Origin of the sequence: Oceanobacillus sp. MO10714A, assembly GCF_037072045.1 — a bacterium.
GTDB classification, from domain to species: domain Bacteria; phylum Bacillota; class Bacilli; order Bacillales; family Amphibacillaceae; genus Oceanobacillus; species Oceanobacillus indicireducens.
The window spans coordinates 1-13,666 of record NZ_JAXHDC010000062.1 but is presented as its reverse complement, the minus strand read 5'-3'; the positions used below and the strand labels follow the sequence as shown (position 1 = coordinate 13,666).

Annotated in this window: 17 protein-coding genes; 11 read left to right on the top strand and 6 right to left on the bottom strand. The window is 32.1% G+C overall.

Annotation, left to right across the window (positions count from 1 at the left end; genetic code table 11):
• From SPD53_RS19965 to SPD53_RS18115, 3 genes are all read right to left on the bottom strand, one after another.
• On the bottom strand, positions 1-326 hold a 326-nt coding region (locus SPD53_RS19965), incomplete at its 3' end, for an SHOCT domain-containing protein (protein ID WP_442946278.1).
• A gap of 364 nt (positions 327-690) precedes the next feature.
• Positions 691-945 carry a helix-turn-helix domain-containing protein gene (locus tag SPD53_RS18120; protein WP_336253398.1) on the bottom strand — a complete coding sequence of 85 codons (255 nt, stop codon included), beginning with the start codon at positions 943-945 and terminating at the stop codon, positions 691-693.
• Positions 929-1,366 (bottom strand): RNA polymerase sigma factor, encoded by a 438-nt coding sequence (locus tag SPD53_RS18115; protein ID WP_149472855.1) that lies wholly within the window; start codon positions 1,364-1,366, stop codon positions 929-931. Before SPD53_RS18115 ends, SPD53_RS18120 begins: the two co-directional genes overlap by 17 nt.
• Positions 1,367-2,059: 693 nt before the next feature.
• Between SPD53_RS18115 and SPD53_RS18110 the strand changes: the two genes are divergently transcribed.
• Both SPD53_RS18110 and SPD53_RS18105 read left to right on the top strand, forming a co-directional pair.
• A complete protein-coding gene (locus SPD53_RS18110; RefSeq protein WP_199419873.1) occupies positions 2,060-2,323 on the top strand; it encodes a PH domain-containing protein in 264 nt (87 codons plus the stop codon).
• A gap of 185 nt (positions 2,324-2,508) precedes the next feature.
• A complete protein-coding gene (locus SPD53_RS18105; RefSeq protein WP_336253397.1) occupies positions 2,509-3,489 on the top strand; it encodes a phosphotransferase enzyme family protein in 981 nt (326 codons plus the stop codon).
• Positions 3,490-3,854: 365 nt separating this feature from the next.
• On the opposite strand, the gene SPD53_RS18100 is transcribed toward SPD53_RS18105, so the two are convergent.
• On the bottom strand, positions 3,855-4,430 hold the full coding sequence (locus SPD53_RS18100) for a GNAT family N-acetyltransferase (protein ID WP_199419875.1): 576 nt from the start codon (positions 4,428-4,430) through the stop codon (positions 3,855-3,857).
• Positions 4,431-4,565: 135 nt separating this feature from the next.
• The gene (locus SPD53_RS18095) at positions 4,566-5,102 is read right to left on the bottom strand and encodes a helix-turn-helix domain-containing protein (RefSeq protein WP_233406722.1); all 537 of its coding nucleotides are present in this window, start codon (positions 5,100-5,102) and stop codon (positions 4,566-4,568) included.
• 157 nt (positions 5,103-5,259) lie between these two features.
• On the opposite strand from SPD53_RS18095, the gene SPD53_RS18090 reads away from it, so the two are divergent.
• From SPD53_RS18090 to tnpC, 9 genes are all read left to right on the top strand, one after another.
• Positions 5,260-5,478: a PLD nuclease N-terminal domain-containing protein gene (locus SPD53_RS18090; protein WP_336253396.1), complete on the top strand. Its 219-nt coding sequence runs from the start codon at positions 5,260-5,262 to the stop codon at positions 5,476-5,478.
• Positions 5,479-5,484: 6 nt separating this feature from the next.
• The gene (locus SPD53_RS18085) at positions 5,485-6,390 is read left to right on the top strand and encodes an ABC transporter ATP-binding protein (protein WP_336253395.1); all 906 of its coding nucleotides are present in this window, start codon (positions 5,485-5,487) and stop codon (positions 6,388-6,390) included.
• Positions 6,387-7,163, top strand: a complete 777-nt coding sequence (locus SPD53_RS18080; RefSeq protein WP_336253394.1) for an ABC transporter permease — start codon at positions 6,387-6,389, stop codon at positions 7,161-7,163. Before SPD53_RS18085 ends, SPD53_RS18080 begins: the two co-directional genes overlap by 4 nt.
• Before the next feature lie 18 nt (positions 7,164-7,181).
• The gene (locus tag SPD53_RS18075; RefSeq protein ID WP_336253393.1) at positions 7,182-7,883 is read left to right on the top strand and encodes an ABC transporter ATP-binding protein; all 702 of its coding nucleotides are present in this window, start codon (positions 7,182-7,184) and stop codon (positions 7,881-7,883) included.
• The gene (locus SPD53_RS18070) at positions 7,873-9,429 is read left to right on the top strand and encodes a hypothetical protein (protein ID WP_336253392.1); all 1,557 of its coding nucleotides are present in this window, start codon (positions 7,873-7,875) and stop codon (positions 9,427-9,429) included. The genes SPD53_RS18075 and SPD53_RS18070 overlap by 11 nt, the downstream gene beginning before the upstream one ends.
• A 577-nt stretch (positions 9,430-10,006) precedes the next feature.
• The gene (locus SPD53_RS18065) at positions 10,007-10,702 is read left to right on the top strand and encodes a CPBP family intramembrane glutamic endopeptidase (RefSeq protein ID WP_336253391.1); all 696 of its coding nucleotides are present in this window, start codon (positions 10,007-10,009) and stop codon (positions 10,700-10,702) included.
• 114 nt (positions 10,703-10,816) lie between these two features.
• Positions 10,817-11,137, top strand: coding sequence for an IS66 family insertion sequence element accessory protein TnpA (gene tnpA / locus SPD53_RS18060; protein WP_336253390.1), 321 nt, complete (start codon positions 10,817-10,819; stop codon positions 11,135-11,137).
• On the top strand, positions 11,137-11,493 hold the full coding sequence (tnpB, locus tag SPD53_RS18055; protein WP_145543354.1) for an IS66 family insertion sequence element accessory protein TnpB: 357 nt from the start codon (positions 11,137-11,139) through the stop codon (positions 11,491-11,493). The genes tnpA and tnpB overlap by 1 nt, the downstream gene beginning before the upstream one ends.
• Positions 11,494-11,568: 75 nt before the next feature.
• The gene (gene tnpC, locus SPD53_RS18050; RefSeq protein ID WP_336253389.1) at positions 11,569-13,113 is read left to right on the top strand and encodes an IS66 family transposase; all 1,545 of its coding nucleotides are present in this window, start codon (positions 11,569-11,571) and stop codon (positions 13,111-13,113) included.
• A 295-nt stretch (positions 13,114-13,408) separates the two neighbouring features.
• Here tnpC and SPD53_RS18045 read toward each other — a convergent pair whose 3' ends face one another.
• Positions 13,409-13,630: a hypothetical protein gene (locus SPD53_RS18045; RefSeq protein WP_199419884.1), complete on the bottom strand. Its 222-nt coding sequence runs from the start codon at positions 13,628-13,630 to the stop codon at positions 13,409-13,411.
• Positions 13,631-13,666: the final 36 nt, after the last annotated feature.

The following is a 13,666-nucleotide window of genomic DNA, read 5'->3' as shown; positions in this document are numbered from 1 at the left end:
TTCGAGAGGTGTTTTGTCATGTATTCCTTTGTTAAAAAAATCCTCATTGCTCTAGAATCTAGACCGATTATATTATTGAAGTTCAATTTGAACATCCTTAAATCTTCTAACATCAAAAAATCGAATGATTGGAAATATGATAACTCCCATACAAAATGTATCGCCAATAGAAACACAATTAAGCCTGTACTATCAGAAATGGTGCCATATTTTTTCATTAATTTATTTTGAACCATGTAATATTCTTTCTCAGTAATCAATTTACGGGTTAGCAGTTGTTTTAACATAGCAATTTGCATACTATAAGGAATCAAATTCTGTTTCAAAAAACACGCCCCCTTATAATTAATCAATTAAAAATCAGACGGCTGTTGGTACAGCTCCACGGGAATTTCACCCCTGCAAGTATTTCTTCCAGCCCTACTCATAGCTTGCGACGCTTTGAACGTTCGAACCATGACGGTAGAGGAGTATCATTATCCATACTGATGGGTTATCGCCAGCAATCCACCACGATTGTATTAGACTCATAGATAATCGCTCGTTTCTATCGAAAGTCATGGCGTATGAATCAAGTAGCTCATCATCAGTAGAACGTATCTGATTTTCGGTCTATACTGCACGGTGTTATCTTCCGTGCTTTCTTTGTCAAAGAACAATATATGTGAAAGGGAAAACTTAACCATGTAATCAAATCTTGAAAGCTAAAATGCTATGCATAAGCTTCGAACGTAAACGATCATGTGTGTCTACATCAATGCCCCAATACGTATTACCACGCTCATCATAAAGTTTACGCATAGACAAACTTGCCATATAGCTTCCATAATGCAAAATAACGTAATTCATCGCTTCTGGATCACCCTTATTTGCAGCTAAAATAATTGGATACGGTAATAAGCCACATTCGTTGTCTTTTGTGTTAGCATCAATCATCCCAGTCATCTGCATGTTCCTCCAAAAATCGCTTTAACCTTTTAAAAGAGCTTGTCCGTCTATACTGAACCGTACTACGAGGAATCTCTAGTAGTTCGGCTATTTCTACATCTGATTTATCAAAAAAATAGTATAGTAGGACTGTCTTACGCTTTTCTATTGGCAAAGTACGCAACGCTTCAGCGAGTAATTTCGGAGTTATTTTCTTTCCAACCACTTGAAAACTTTGTCCTTCTTCTCCTTCATATTGCTGATCTAAGGTATAGAGTTGATTTTCTTCTTGTGGTGTGAGATCAGAAAATGTCATCTCCTTTGCTTGTCGTTGTTGTCTTTCGTTGAAAATATTGATTGCTTCATTCTTCAATACACGTTTACAAAAAGCATTAAATGCACAGCGAACTTGCCACTCGGTACGATCTGGTTCTATCATGCATTTCCTCTCCCTTCGCAACTGCAAAGGTGGGTGATGATTTCCTCTTTCATAACCTTCAACAAGATTTTTTATGAAATGCCAAAAATAAGAGCAATATTTTAAAAAAATATTCATTAGATACAAAAAAGCCCAACTGAACATAAGTCAGGTGGGAGTAAAAATTTATACATATTATTAAATGGTTATTGCTTCAATGCTTTTATAGAACTTTAAGCCTTTTTGGTTATGTAACACGGTATCGAATTAGGATTAAAATAAACACGGTGATATCCTCTTAATACCGCGATTAAATTTCTATATAGTTTTTGTAGTCCAAACAATAAATTCATATCGTTTTTAGCTATATTAAAAGTTGTTATCCATTAATTCTGATTTTGTATTAGTTACAATTTTGTTTGTTGCTTTTTAACCAATTATATATTATCATTATCAATAATGAAACTATTTGTTGATATAAAAATAAAAGATAATTATTTTAACAATCCAAGTATAAAAGGAGGTATTTGGTTATAACTTTTAAAGGTAAGAGAGATAAGACTTTTCACATAGTTTTTATCTGTAGTATTATATCTTATAGTCTAATTGGTTTCATTTTAGGCTTTTTATTAAAAAAAGAACACTCTGATCTTGATGTTATATTATTTTTGCTTATATTCTCTTTACCGATATTGATTTTTATTTGGTGTATTTTTGATCTTAAGTACGTTCTTAAGAAAGACCTTATCTTTAAAAGCAGGGCTTTTTATAAAACGAATTCCATATAACAAAATACTTAATGTAAAGTTAGTTACATTTACAATTGAAGATTTTTTGGTTGGTTTCAGAATGCTGTCTGCTAAGGACGGAATAAAAATTATATATGCTGGTGGTTATGGAGAGATTAAAATATCACCTAAAGAGAAGTCTTTATTTATAAGAGAGTTAAAAAAGCGGATAGATAGCAGTGCAAAATAATATTGGAATAGTTTTGATGTGCATTATCAATAGAATTATATCCACCCTGATTATGAAACGTTGCCAATGATATAACAATAATGATGTAGCATGAAATTCAAAATATCAGAGTCCTGTAAATAGTTGCATTATAAATATAAGTTGTTAGATAAGAAAGCAATTTAGGGGTGAATATTCTGGATAAGTTGCCAATAGATAAAGTAATAACGGAATATGAAATAATTCCAACAGATATAAAATTACTTGGAGGTTTCGAAAACAATGTCCTTGAATGTATTGGGCAAGATAAGTCGATTGTTTTAAAATTTTATACTACTCAAAAATATTCAATTGAACGAATAAAAGCTGAATTAAATTGGATTCGACACTTACAAGGTGCTGATGTTATAGTAACCTCTCCTATACCTACAATTAATGGTGAATTAATTGTAACAGCTTGCAATATTTTTAATCAGAAGTATCATGTTGTGGCTTATGAAAAAGCAAAAGGAACTCCGGTTAATGATATGAATTCGAATGAATGGGATGATCATTTATTTTATATTTGGGGAAAAACGATGGGCAAAATGCATGTGGCAGCAAAAAGTTTTCAATTCTCTAATGATATTTTTAAAACATTACAATGGAATAAGGAAGATATAATTGTATCTCCCCCTGAACTAGGAAAGACAATACATTCGCAATGGAATAAATTTATAAGTCAGATGAAACAATTTCCAAAAGACCCTCATTCTTACGGTTTTATCCATCATGATTTGCACCAACAAAATTTCTATTTAGACCATAATGAGTTAGTTTTATTTGACTTCGGTGACGGGATATTTCATTGGTTTGCTAATGATATAGCAATATCGTTGTATCATGCGATCCAAAGTATACAAGCGAATGAGCAGAAAAAAAGAAAGGAATTTGCAATGACTTTTCTTTCTTCTTTTATTAGGGGATATATGAGAGCAAATCAATTAAATGAGAAATCATTGTTAAAGATACCATTTTTCATTAACTATCGACAAATTTATTCCTACGTTTATTTTATAAATTACTTAAGCGTGGAACAAAAAAAACAAGTTCAGGTTACTAACATGCTAAAAAAAATGAAGAACAATATTGAAAAGCATATTCCATATCTAAATATAAACGATAATGACATAAAATCACTTCTATAACGATTTGAGAAAGTGCAACGGTTCTTATAATTAAATCGTTATTTTTCTTTTTGATATAGCAATTTGGAATTGGGAAGTGTAAACTGAACTGTATAAGTGAGAGAGCATACAACTCTTGCTTCGCAGTTCAGTTTATACTCCCGGGCATATCCAAAACTGGGCCATGGTCAGGAACCAGCTGCTCCTTCATGATGAGCTTAAAGATAGAGTTTTAAAATTCATTGAGTATAGTGAACTTTCATACTTTATTTGACAAGCCCAGATTGTCTTGAAAACCGTTTGATTTAATTCCATAATTGATCCATCATGATTTACCCCATTACATCATAGTAATCATTCAGACTTTCATTGTTCAGCGTAGCTGTTCATTCGCTTCTAATAAACTCCTCATTTAACAATGAATACATATATAAATCATCGTATTTTCCCGTACCATATTCATATTGTCTCAATAATCCTTCCTTTACAAAATGAAAATTTTCTAATAATTTTAACGAGGCGATATTTTCAGGTTCAACTAACGCTTCAATCCTATTTATGTTCATGTCTTTAAACCCATATTGTAAAATATTTGCTAATGCTTCACTCATAAGACCTTTTCCCCAAAATTTTCGATGTAATTCATAACCAATTTCAGCGCGCATATTTGCTTTACTAATATTTAGAAAACCACAGCTTCCGATTATTTTAGGATCATCTTTTAAAGAAATGCCCCACCTTATTCCAGTTTGTTCTTTAAATATATTTTCATACCATTTAATTTCTTTTTTTGTCTCTTGTATCGATTCATATGGGTGTATACCCATGTACCTCCTTACACATTCGTCTGATAAATAAGTATGCATGTCGACAGCATCTGAGGCATTAGCTTGCTTTAATATTAATCTTTCAGTATTGATAATAGGAATTAATTCTGGAAATTGTAACTTATTTTTAGTCATCGTATCCTCCATTTGATTTAAATTATAAAGAAAAATCACTATTCCGTGTCGACTTATTTAACATGTTAATAATTAGTCTCGATCCACTCCTCTGCCGGGATTACATATGACCTTATCCAAAAACCATTGATAATCTTAATAATTATAAGGAATAATTGTAAGTGCAACCGTTCTTGCAATTGAATCCTTATTTTTTTCTTTTTGATGATACGTATATAGAAGTTTGGAAAGATCGTCTTGAAAACTGATAAATTCTTCATCCGTTAGGTTTAATTCCATGATTGAAAAAGTGGAAAGGTCTTTATTAATATTTTCTGATTTTAAAAAATCTAAGTAACTTTGATATTGTTGTAAGATAAATAATTGATAGTAAGAAATAAAGTCGATTTTATCTTCATCTTTTGCATTATCCCAATCTTCTTCCTCAATTTTAATGGCATTTTCATTTAAGGCATAGTAGTTTTCCATTACTGATCGCACTTTTTCTTGTCGTATAACAAAAATTACATTTGAATCCTGCATATGTTGAATATGTCTATATAAAGTTGCTTGAGAAACATCTTTAAGCTTTTTGGCAATTTCTAAAGTTGTCATCCCTTCATCTTTCTTATCCATTAATGCTAATGCAATTTTCATTCTAATCGGGTGTATAAGTACTTCCATTTTTCTCATTAGTAGTGCTCCTTTACTTATGGCTTCAAACCAATTATATATAATAATTAAATTTCCACAAATCAACTTGCTTTTCACTCCATTATACATTATCATTATCAATAATGAAACTGAATTTAATTATGAGTAATTATTTTTAAAACAAAGGAGAATAATAATGAATTTTGATCAGTTGTATGAAGTTGATTGGCATGCAGTTTTGCCGATACTCATTCCGATCTTATTAGTAAATGTTATATTAATGTTTATTGCTTTTCTTGATATGTACATTTACAGAGAGAGTCGAGACAAGAAACTTTTTTGGATCATTGTCATTTTGCTTTTTAATACATTTGGATCTGTACTATATTTAGTTATTGGTAGAAAGAAAGGGTGATAATCAATGGAATTAGTTATGCAAAAAGTAAATAAAGCATTCAAGGAAAAGAAAGTAATCAATAATTTTTCATTACATATTCATTCTGGTGAATGCGTTGGTTTAATTGGTCCCAATGGAGCTGGAAAATCAACAATCATGAAAATGATTACGGGAATACTTCAACAGGATTCAGGAATGATCAAACTGGATAATAAAGAAATGACTAAAATGAAAAAGGCGGTAGGATACTTACCTCAATACCCAACATTTTATGAATGGATGAGAGTAAAAGAATCACTAATATTTATGGGGCAGTTATTTGAAATACCTGATAAAACATTACAACAACGAATAAAAGAATTGTTGCATACGGTAGGTCTAGAGAATAATGAGGAAGATCGCATTGTAACACTCTCAGGTGGTATGAAGCAGCGTCTTGGAATTGCGCAGGCTCTTCTTCATAAACCGACCTTTGTTATATTAGATGAACCTGTTTCAGCATTAGATCCAGTTGGTAGACGTGAAATCATTCAATTAATTCAACAAATTAAAAACAATACAACCGTATTACTATCTACACATATTTTGAGTGATGCAGAAGAAATATGTGATCGCTTTGTTATTTTGAAAGATGGAGAATTAGTCGCTGACACAAATAATGAAGACATTTTTGGAAGTAGATTTCAAAATACATTAAGTATTGAATTGGTTAATGAAGACATTTATATAGAAGAACTATTAAACAAACAAACTTATGTAAAAAATATTAAAAAGCAGCATGATCGATATTTGATAGAAGTGACTGATATAGATAAAAACAAATTTGATGTAATGAAAATAATCAACGAGAAGCGAATTAACTACAAAAAAATAGAAATATACAGAGAAAATTTAGAAGATATATTCTTAAATTTGGTGGTGAAAAAATGAAACAATATAAGGTCCTATTAAAAAAAGAATGGAAACAGTTTTTGATGGAGTGGAAAATAATATGGTTCCCTATTGTATTTATTTTACTAGGGCTTATGCAGCCTGTTGTTACTTATTATATGCCACTTTTACTGGAGACTTTTGGGGGAAGTGAAGGAATTACAATAGATCCGTTAGTGATGAAACAGACAAGTGGCGAAGTTTTAGCTAGTACGATCGGTTCCCAATTTGATCAGTTAGGTGTAATGGTTATTGTTATTAGCATTATGGGAATGATACAGATGGACAGGAAGGATGGAATGTTAGATATTATTTTGACCAAGCCTGTCAGCCTAATATCTTACGTATTATCTAAATACTCTTCTCATTTATTATTAGTTCTTTTCTCTATTAGCGTTGGTTATTTGATTTCGTATGGTTACACTGTTTTTTTATTTGACCCAATTCCAATTCAAAATGTGTTACTTGGATTTGCCTACTATTCCTTTTGGATTGCATTTATAGTTGCTTTAGTTTTATTAATGAGTGCCGTATTTAAACAAACAGCTATTCTTGCCATTAGCTCTATTGGTATTTTGTTTATGATTCATATGATGAAGGGCTGGAATCGTATACTTGATCTTTTGTTGCCATCTACAATATCTGCTGAAGCAATGAATCAAATTATTACAGGTCAAGGTTCAGAAATATTTATTCATATAGTAGTTACTGTTCTTTGGTCAATCATTCTAATTTATTTAACGGTTCAAAAATTAAGTATTAGAAAAGAATAGAGAATGGAGGAGATATTTATGTTACAAGTTGTATCACTTATAAAATCATTTGATGGAAAGCCTGTTTTAAAAGGAATTAATTTACATGTGAAAGAGAATGATATATTAGCATTTGTAGGTGGAAACGGAGCTGGTAAAAGTACCACATTAAATATTATTACTGGGATCATAGAGGAAGATAATGGAATAATACAAATAAACGGAATAAATAAAAGTTCAAGCGTTGATTATAAAAAACAATTTTTTTATATACCAGATACGATTCAAGTGTTCAACCATGTAACTGCAAGAAATTGGTTATTATTTTTAATGCGAATCTATGAATGCAATAAAATAGATGTATTAAACAAATATATACAGGAATTTGATTTAGAGCATGATTTAGATAAACAAGTTGGTTCCTATTCCTATGGTATGTTGCATAAATTGGCTTTAATAGCGGCTTTTACAATACATCCTAAAATCATTATTATGGATGAACCGATGAATGGACTTGATCCACATGCAATGGTTACATTTAAAGAATCATTAAATAACTATGTCCAAAATGGTGGAACAGCTATTTTTTCGACTCATCTATTAGATATTGCTGAGAAAATCTGTACTAAAATTGCTATATTAAAAGATGGAAAAATAGTTCTCCAAGATGATATGGATAGTGCAACTAAAACTGGCTCTTTAGAAAGTATTTTTATGGAGAATCAATATGATGAATATTGAATTAATTCAATTATTTATGAATGATTATTATAAATTACCAAGGCAAAAGAGCATCCGTGTTGTCTTAACTATTGCAATTGTTTATTTTTTTATGCAACTATTTGTAGTAAATGGTTACATATTTTTGAGACATGATGTGAGTACATTAATCATTTTAAATATTTTACTTGTATTCATTTTAAGTGGACTAACAACGCTTTATTTCTCATATGCATTGTTATTGTCTAATGAAGAATATGAAAAGTTAATTTATCTTCCAATAAGTGAACAAGATATTATGAGGTCGAAAATAATAAGTAGCATGCTTTTACCATTAACATTTTCGCTCGCTCCTCAATGGATAACCGTACTATTCATGATCATGAAGTTTGAATGGATGATTTTATTAAAATATCTTTTATTTATTCCATTATTTGTTTTGTTAATTATATTGATCCATTACGTACCAATGTCTATTTTATATTTAATCAGAAAGTATTTTAAAAGTCATGCCCATTTTTTAATTGTAAACAGTCTGGTTATTCTATGCTTATGGGGAGGGGCGATCTATTCATTTGTTTCCTTCGTTAATTTAAAAGAAATTCATTTTAACGTACATGGTATGAGTGCCTTACAATTCGTGGATGAGTTAATTTTATTTATACACCATGTGATATCATCTTTACCAATAATGACATCGTTGCTTGGAAACAATGAAGCCGTAAAATATATCATCTTATTATTGTTACTATCTTTTACTAATTTCTTTATGTTTACAGTAGCAAGTTATAATATAGCAAAAAGATATAAGATTAATTCACAATTAGATTCCAAACCTTTGGCTATTAATCAAAAGAGGATGCTATTCTCAAAAAGTGACCTGTTATTTTATATGCAAAGAGAAAATTTAATCATTCAATCTTATGCCTACTTTAGAGTACAAATGTTGATAACAGTCATAATGCCAATTATTATTGGGTTCATTGTTCTTTTATTTAAAGAAAATATTTTTAACCTATTAGATATTTCTTTTTTAAAAGCAAACTTTTTCATTGTATATTCTTATGTTGTATTTCTTATGTGCATCTTTAATAATCAAATAGGAACAGTCTATTCTAAAGAGGGAAAATTGTACGCTACACAAAAATATATGCCTTTAAATGAATCTTTATTAAATACAGCCAAAGTGATTTATATAACAATTATGAATATCATCAGTATTGTTATTAGCTTTGTTGTTTACTTTGTGATGGAAGGATTTACTGTTAACAGTATACTTATGCTCATTTTTTTGATTATTTTATGTTTGTTAAATAATCTATTAGCACCATTATTTGATAAGAAAAAGCCAATGGTAGATTGGGAAAAGGCATCTGATGCGATTAAATCGAATTTCAATGTTGTAATAGGGATGGTTACTTCCATACCAGTTGTTAGTTTATTTCTCATCATTCATGCAATTGGGTTGATGATGAATATAAGTCAAATTCTTTTACTTTCAGTTCTAGCAGTTTTAGCCATTGTTTTAGTAATTTTTCTTAGAAAAAAAATATATGCAAATACTTAATACGCCTACAATTAAAAAGTTGACTGCTCTGAATGTCACCTAAGGTGCAAATACAAGGTATATCATTAAAGTTATCTTGTTTTATCTTTAGTAAGCAAGATAGCTTTTCAATGTAAATATACACAGAGAGGATAGATTCAATGAACTTGACAAGGGAGTTTCCCATAATAGAGACACAGCGTTTTCGTAGGGATATTCGGTTGAATGATGCAGAAGATATTTACTTTATTTTTCAAAAGAAGAAGTAACAAAATACTATGAACTTAATACTTTTACCAAAGTAAATGAAGCCTGTCAGATTATTGAGAGTTGGCGTGAACGGTTTACAAATAATCGAGGGATAAGATGGGGTATAGAAGATATAAAACATAGAAAAATTATTGGTAGTATTGGATTCCATAATTGGGTAAAAGAACATTATAAAGCAGAAAAAGGCTCCGAATTAACAACAACCTATTGAAGAAAGGGTGTCATGTCTGAAGTAATCGTACCTATTTTAAAAAAGTATGGATTAAAATGTTTATAATTCGTTATTGATTGGAACTGTGTGCTTAAAGATTTTCAAGGAGATGTTAGTATGAACAGTAACGATAAAGAAAAACGCTTTCTCTCTTGGAGAGATATCATAATATTATTAATTTTAACTTTAATGGTTATTCCAATTGTTCTGGAAAATGTGATTGCCAGTTTTTTATTAACGTTAATAGGAAACGAAGTGTACGCAGGTACAATAACCGGATTAATTATGGCTATTGTTTTTCTGTTTTTAACTTATATATTTTGTATTAAAAAACATCGTCTAACCTGGAGTGCAATTGGACTAAGGAGTTTTAACCCTCGTTTTATTTGGCATATTACTTTGAGCATCCTTATAATTCTTGTTTTTAGTGTGTTGGCTCTCTACACGTTGGATTTTTTGGGCATAGCTTATCAAAATCAGAGAACAGAAGATATCCAACATAATTTTAGTTTTCTTACGGCCATAGTAGCTCTTCTATCGGCCGTTGTCGTATCACCTATATATGAGGAAATATTTTATAGAGGAGTTCTTTACAACTTTTTTAGAACAAAGATGGGACAATTATGGGGGCTAATCGTAAATGCAACTATATTCACTTTAGTACATATACCCCATTATGAAACATTGCCAATGATGTTCGCGGGAGGCATTGTTTTTGCTTGGCTCTATGAAAAGTCTTCCTCTATTTTTCCTGCAATTCTTGCACATGCATTACTAAATTTAATTGGGGTTACATTATCATTCTTAACATAAAGGAAATACGCCTCGATATATGCAAAGCTTCGTAAGCGTCAATTCACGCCCACCTTCTATTAACTTATCATCCATGGCATAATCTGATTAGATGTTATTTCAGGAGGTTTTGCGATGGTTAAATCAGCCAAAAGAATAGAATGGGAAGCTCGACTCAAGGATTGGAAGGATAGTGGCTTGAGCAAAGCAAAATGGTACAGAGATAATGGGTTCAAGGAACATCAAATGTATTATTGGATTCAGAAAATCGATGGTTCTGAATTACAGTCCCAGCAAAAGGTTACTAATGCCGATTTTCTTAAAGTCAGCGTAACCGATGAACCTGATGAACTGAAAGGCTCTGTTCTTATTCATTTCGATCGGATGTCTGTAGAAGTTCAGCCAGATGCTGACATTGGTTTATTATCTAAGGTACTGAACGTTCTCCAATCGTGATGTTACATAATGTATCATTTAAACAAGTTTACTTAGCTCGTGGGAGTACCGATCTGCGTAAATCAATTGACGGCCTAGCCGTCATTGTGAAAGAATGCTTTTCTCTGGATCCTTTTTCCCCTTGTCTCTTTGTTTTTTGCAATCGAAAACGTGATAAATTAAAAATTCTTCAATGGGAACATAATGGCTTTTGGCTTCATTATCGCCGATTGGAACAAGGTAAGTTTCAATGGCCATCTGAACAAGATACAACACCCATGAAAATCACTGAACGCCAACTCCGTTGGCTATTGGATGGGTTGCCTATGCATCAAAATCAGGCGCACAGAGAAGTGACAGCGCGAACCATTCTATGAAAAAATAGGAAAACATGAGAATTCGGCTGGTCATGCCGGATTTCTTTTTGTATACTTTAAGTATGGAAAAAAACAGTGGAGAAAAACGACGAACATACAATTGAATATTATAAAATTCGTAATGAAGAGCTGGAAGCAAAACTAAAGTGGTATGAGGAACAGTTCAGATTACTTCAAAAACAAAAATACGGTGCTTCTAGTGAAAAAACGAATGAGGATCAAATGAGTCTTCCGTTATTTAACGAGGTGGAGGATGTAGCGGATTCAAAAGTAGAAGAACCCACATTTGATACTATTACATATAAACGTAAAAAGCCTCGAAAAACTCGTGAAGAGTTGATGGAAGACCTGCCGACGGAGAGAATTGATTATGAAATTTCTCCTGAGGAACAGGTCTGTTCATGTTGCGGTGAAAAAACACATAAGATGAGTGAAGAAGTTAGAAAAGAACTTCAAGTCATTCCGGCCCAAGTCAAAGTTGTGAAACATGTCCGTCATGTGTATGCTTGTCGACATTGTGAAAAAGAAGGAACAGAAACACCTATCGTCACGGCTAAAATGCCATCACCTGCATTTCCGAATAGTTATGCATCTCCTTCTATTGTGGCTTACATCATGAATCAAAAATACACCGAGGGCTTGCCTTTGTATCGGCAGGAAAGCCAACTAAAATATCTTGGCATTCATTTATCACGTCAAACACTAGCCAATTGGATGGTGGAAGGTGCTAACCGATGGTTAGCCAAGATATATAATCGAATGCGTGAACACCTCTTACAGGAAGAAATTCTACATGCAGATGAAACTACCTTACAGGTACTTCGCGAACCAGGACGATCAGCTGAATCCAAATCATATATGTGGCTATACCGAAATGGTCGAGACCGTCCACCGAATATCCTGTTTGAATATCAGCGTACACGTGCAAGTAAACATCCGAAAAAATTTCTATCGGATTTTAATGGCTATTTGCATGTGGATGGATATGGCGGATATGATAGTATTCCGAATATCACCTTATCGGGTTGTTGGAGTCATGCCCGCAGATATTTTGACGAAGCACTAAAAGCTTTGCCAAAAGGTGCAGACCAATCACGTCTCACCGCAACCAAAGGACTGGAATACTGTAACAAATTATTTGCGATTGAACGCGAATGCTTGGATAAAACTCCAGAAGAAAGATATGAAATACGGTTAGAGCATAGCCAACCTATTCTGGAGGCTTTTTCAGCATGGCTAAAAGAGCAGACGCCAAAAGTACTGCCGAAAAGTGCACTTGGCAAGGCGGTTAAATATTGTCGGAAACAGTGGCATAAACTGATCGTATTTTTAGAGGATGGTCGATTGGAGATAGATAATAATCGAAGTGAACGTTCCATTAAACCTTTTGTGATCGGCCGTAAAAACTTCTTGTTTAGTAACACACCGAAAGGTGCTGAGTCGAGCGCTGTTATTTATAGTATTGTAGAAACGGCTAAGGAGAATGGGCTAAGCCCATTTGAATACTTGAAGTATCTATTTGAACAGTTGCCAAATATTGATACAACAAATAAAGAAGAAATAGATCAGCTCTTACCATGGTCACCAACTATTCCATTACATTGTCAAAGTCCAAAATAAAATCTTAATTAAAGTATAAACTGCCCATACCTCAATTACTAGGTGTGGGCAGTTTGACGCTTACTTATAGATGGAAAAATACACCAAATGATGAAGCACAACCAACACTGTAAGAGCTCCTCTTAGGTTATCAATAAAATATAATCGTTCTTCCTTTTGGGGAGACAAGCTCCCTATATGTCTTAAATTCATAATAATTCTTACGTTCCTCTCTATAAACATTTAAAAATATATTTCAACGGAGCATCCGCCAAACTGGACGGCTATGTATAAACCGTCCTATTTGCTCTATATTTTAATTTTCACTTTTAGTTGATCCGCCTATTTTCCAAGAGGCTAAACTTATGACCCCACCAACTACAATAAAAATAATGTCCATAACAACTTCAAATCCCTGAAACGCATCAATATAATTTACCAAAAACCAACTTTTTCCACCATTAGTCAAATGATTGATTAATCCACCTACTCCCTGTATGACAAAAAGTAGACCAAGTCCACTGATTATTTCTTTCATGATGAACACCTCATTAATAATTTTTTAATTTAATAT

Bases quoted from the DNA above. Each gene is read 5' to 3' on its own strand.
- tnpA (WP_336253390.1), top strand. From the start codon at position 10,817: ATGGTTAAATCAGCCAAAAGAATAGAATGGGAAGCTCGACTCAAGGAT.
- SPD53_RS18085 (WP_336253395.1), top strand. From the start codon at position 5,485: ATGGAATTAGTTATGCAAAAAGTAAATAAAGCATTCAAGGAAAAGAAA.
- SPD53_RS18090 (WP_336253396.1), top strand. From the start codon at position 5,260: ATGAATTTTGATCAGTTGTATGAAGTTGATTGGCATGCAGTTTTGCCG.
- tnpB (WP_145543354.1), top strand. From the start codon at position 11,137: ATGTTACATAATGTATCATTTAAACAAGTTTACTTAGCTCGTGGGAGT.
- SPD53_RS18045 (WP_199419884.1), bottom strand. From the start codon at position 13,630: ATGAAAGAAATAATCAGTGGACTTGGTCTACTTTTTGTCATACAGGGA.
- SPD53_RS18100 (WP_199419875.1), bottom strand. From the start codon at position 4,430: ATGACTAAAAATAAGTTACAATTTCCAGAATTAATTCCTATTATCAAT.
- SPD53_RS18095 (WP_233406722.1), bottom strand. From the start codon at position 5,102: ATGAGAAAAATGGAAGTACTTATACACCCGATTAGAATGAAAATTGCA.
- SPD53_RS18115 (WP_149472855.1), bottom strand. From the start codon at position 1,366: ATGATAGAACCAGATCGTACCGAGTGGCAAGTTCGCTGTGCATTTAAT.
- SPD53_RS18075 (WP_336253393.1), top strand. From the start codon at position 7,182: ATGTTACAAGTTGTATCACTTATAAAATCATTTGATGGAAAGCCTGTT.
- SPD53_RS18065 (WP_336253391.1), top strand. From the start codon at position 10,007: ATGAACAGTAACGATAAAGAAAAACGCTTTCTCTCTTGGAGAGATATC.
- SPD53_RS18070 (WP_336253392.1), top strand. From the start codon at position 7,873: ATGAATATTGAATTAATTCAATTATTTATGAATGATTATTATAAATTA.
- SPD53_RS18120 (WP_336253398.1), bottom strand. From the start codon at position 945: ATGACTGGGATGATTGATGCTAACACAAAAGACAACGAATGTGGCTTA.
- SPD53_RS18080 (WP_336253394.1), top strand. From the start codon at position 6,387: ATGAAACAATATAAGGTCCTATTAAAAAAAGAATGGAAACAGTTTTTG.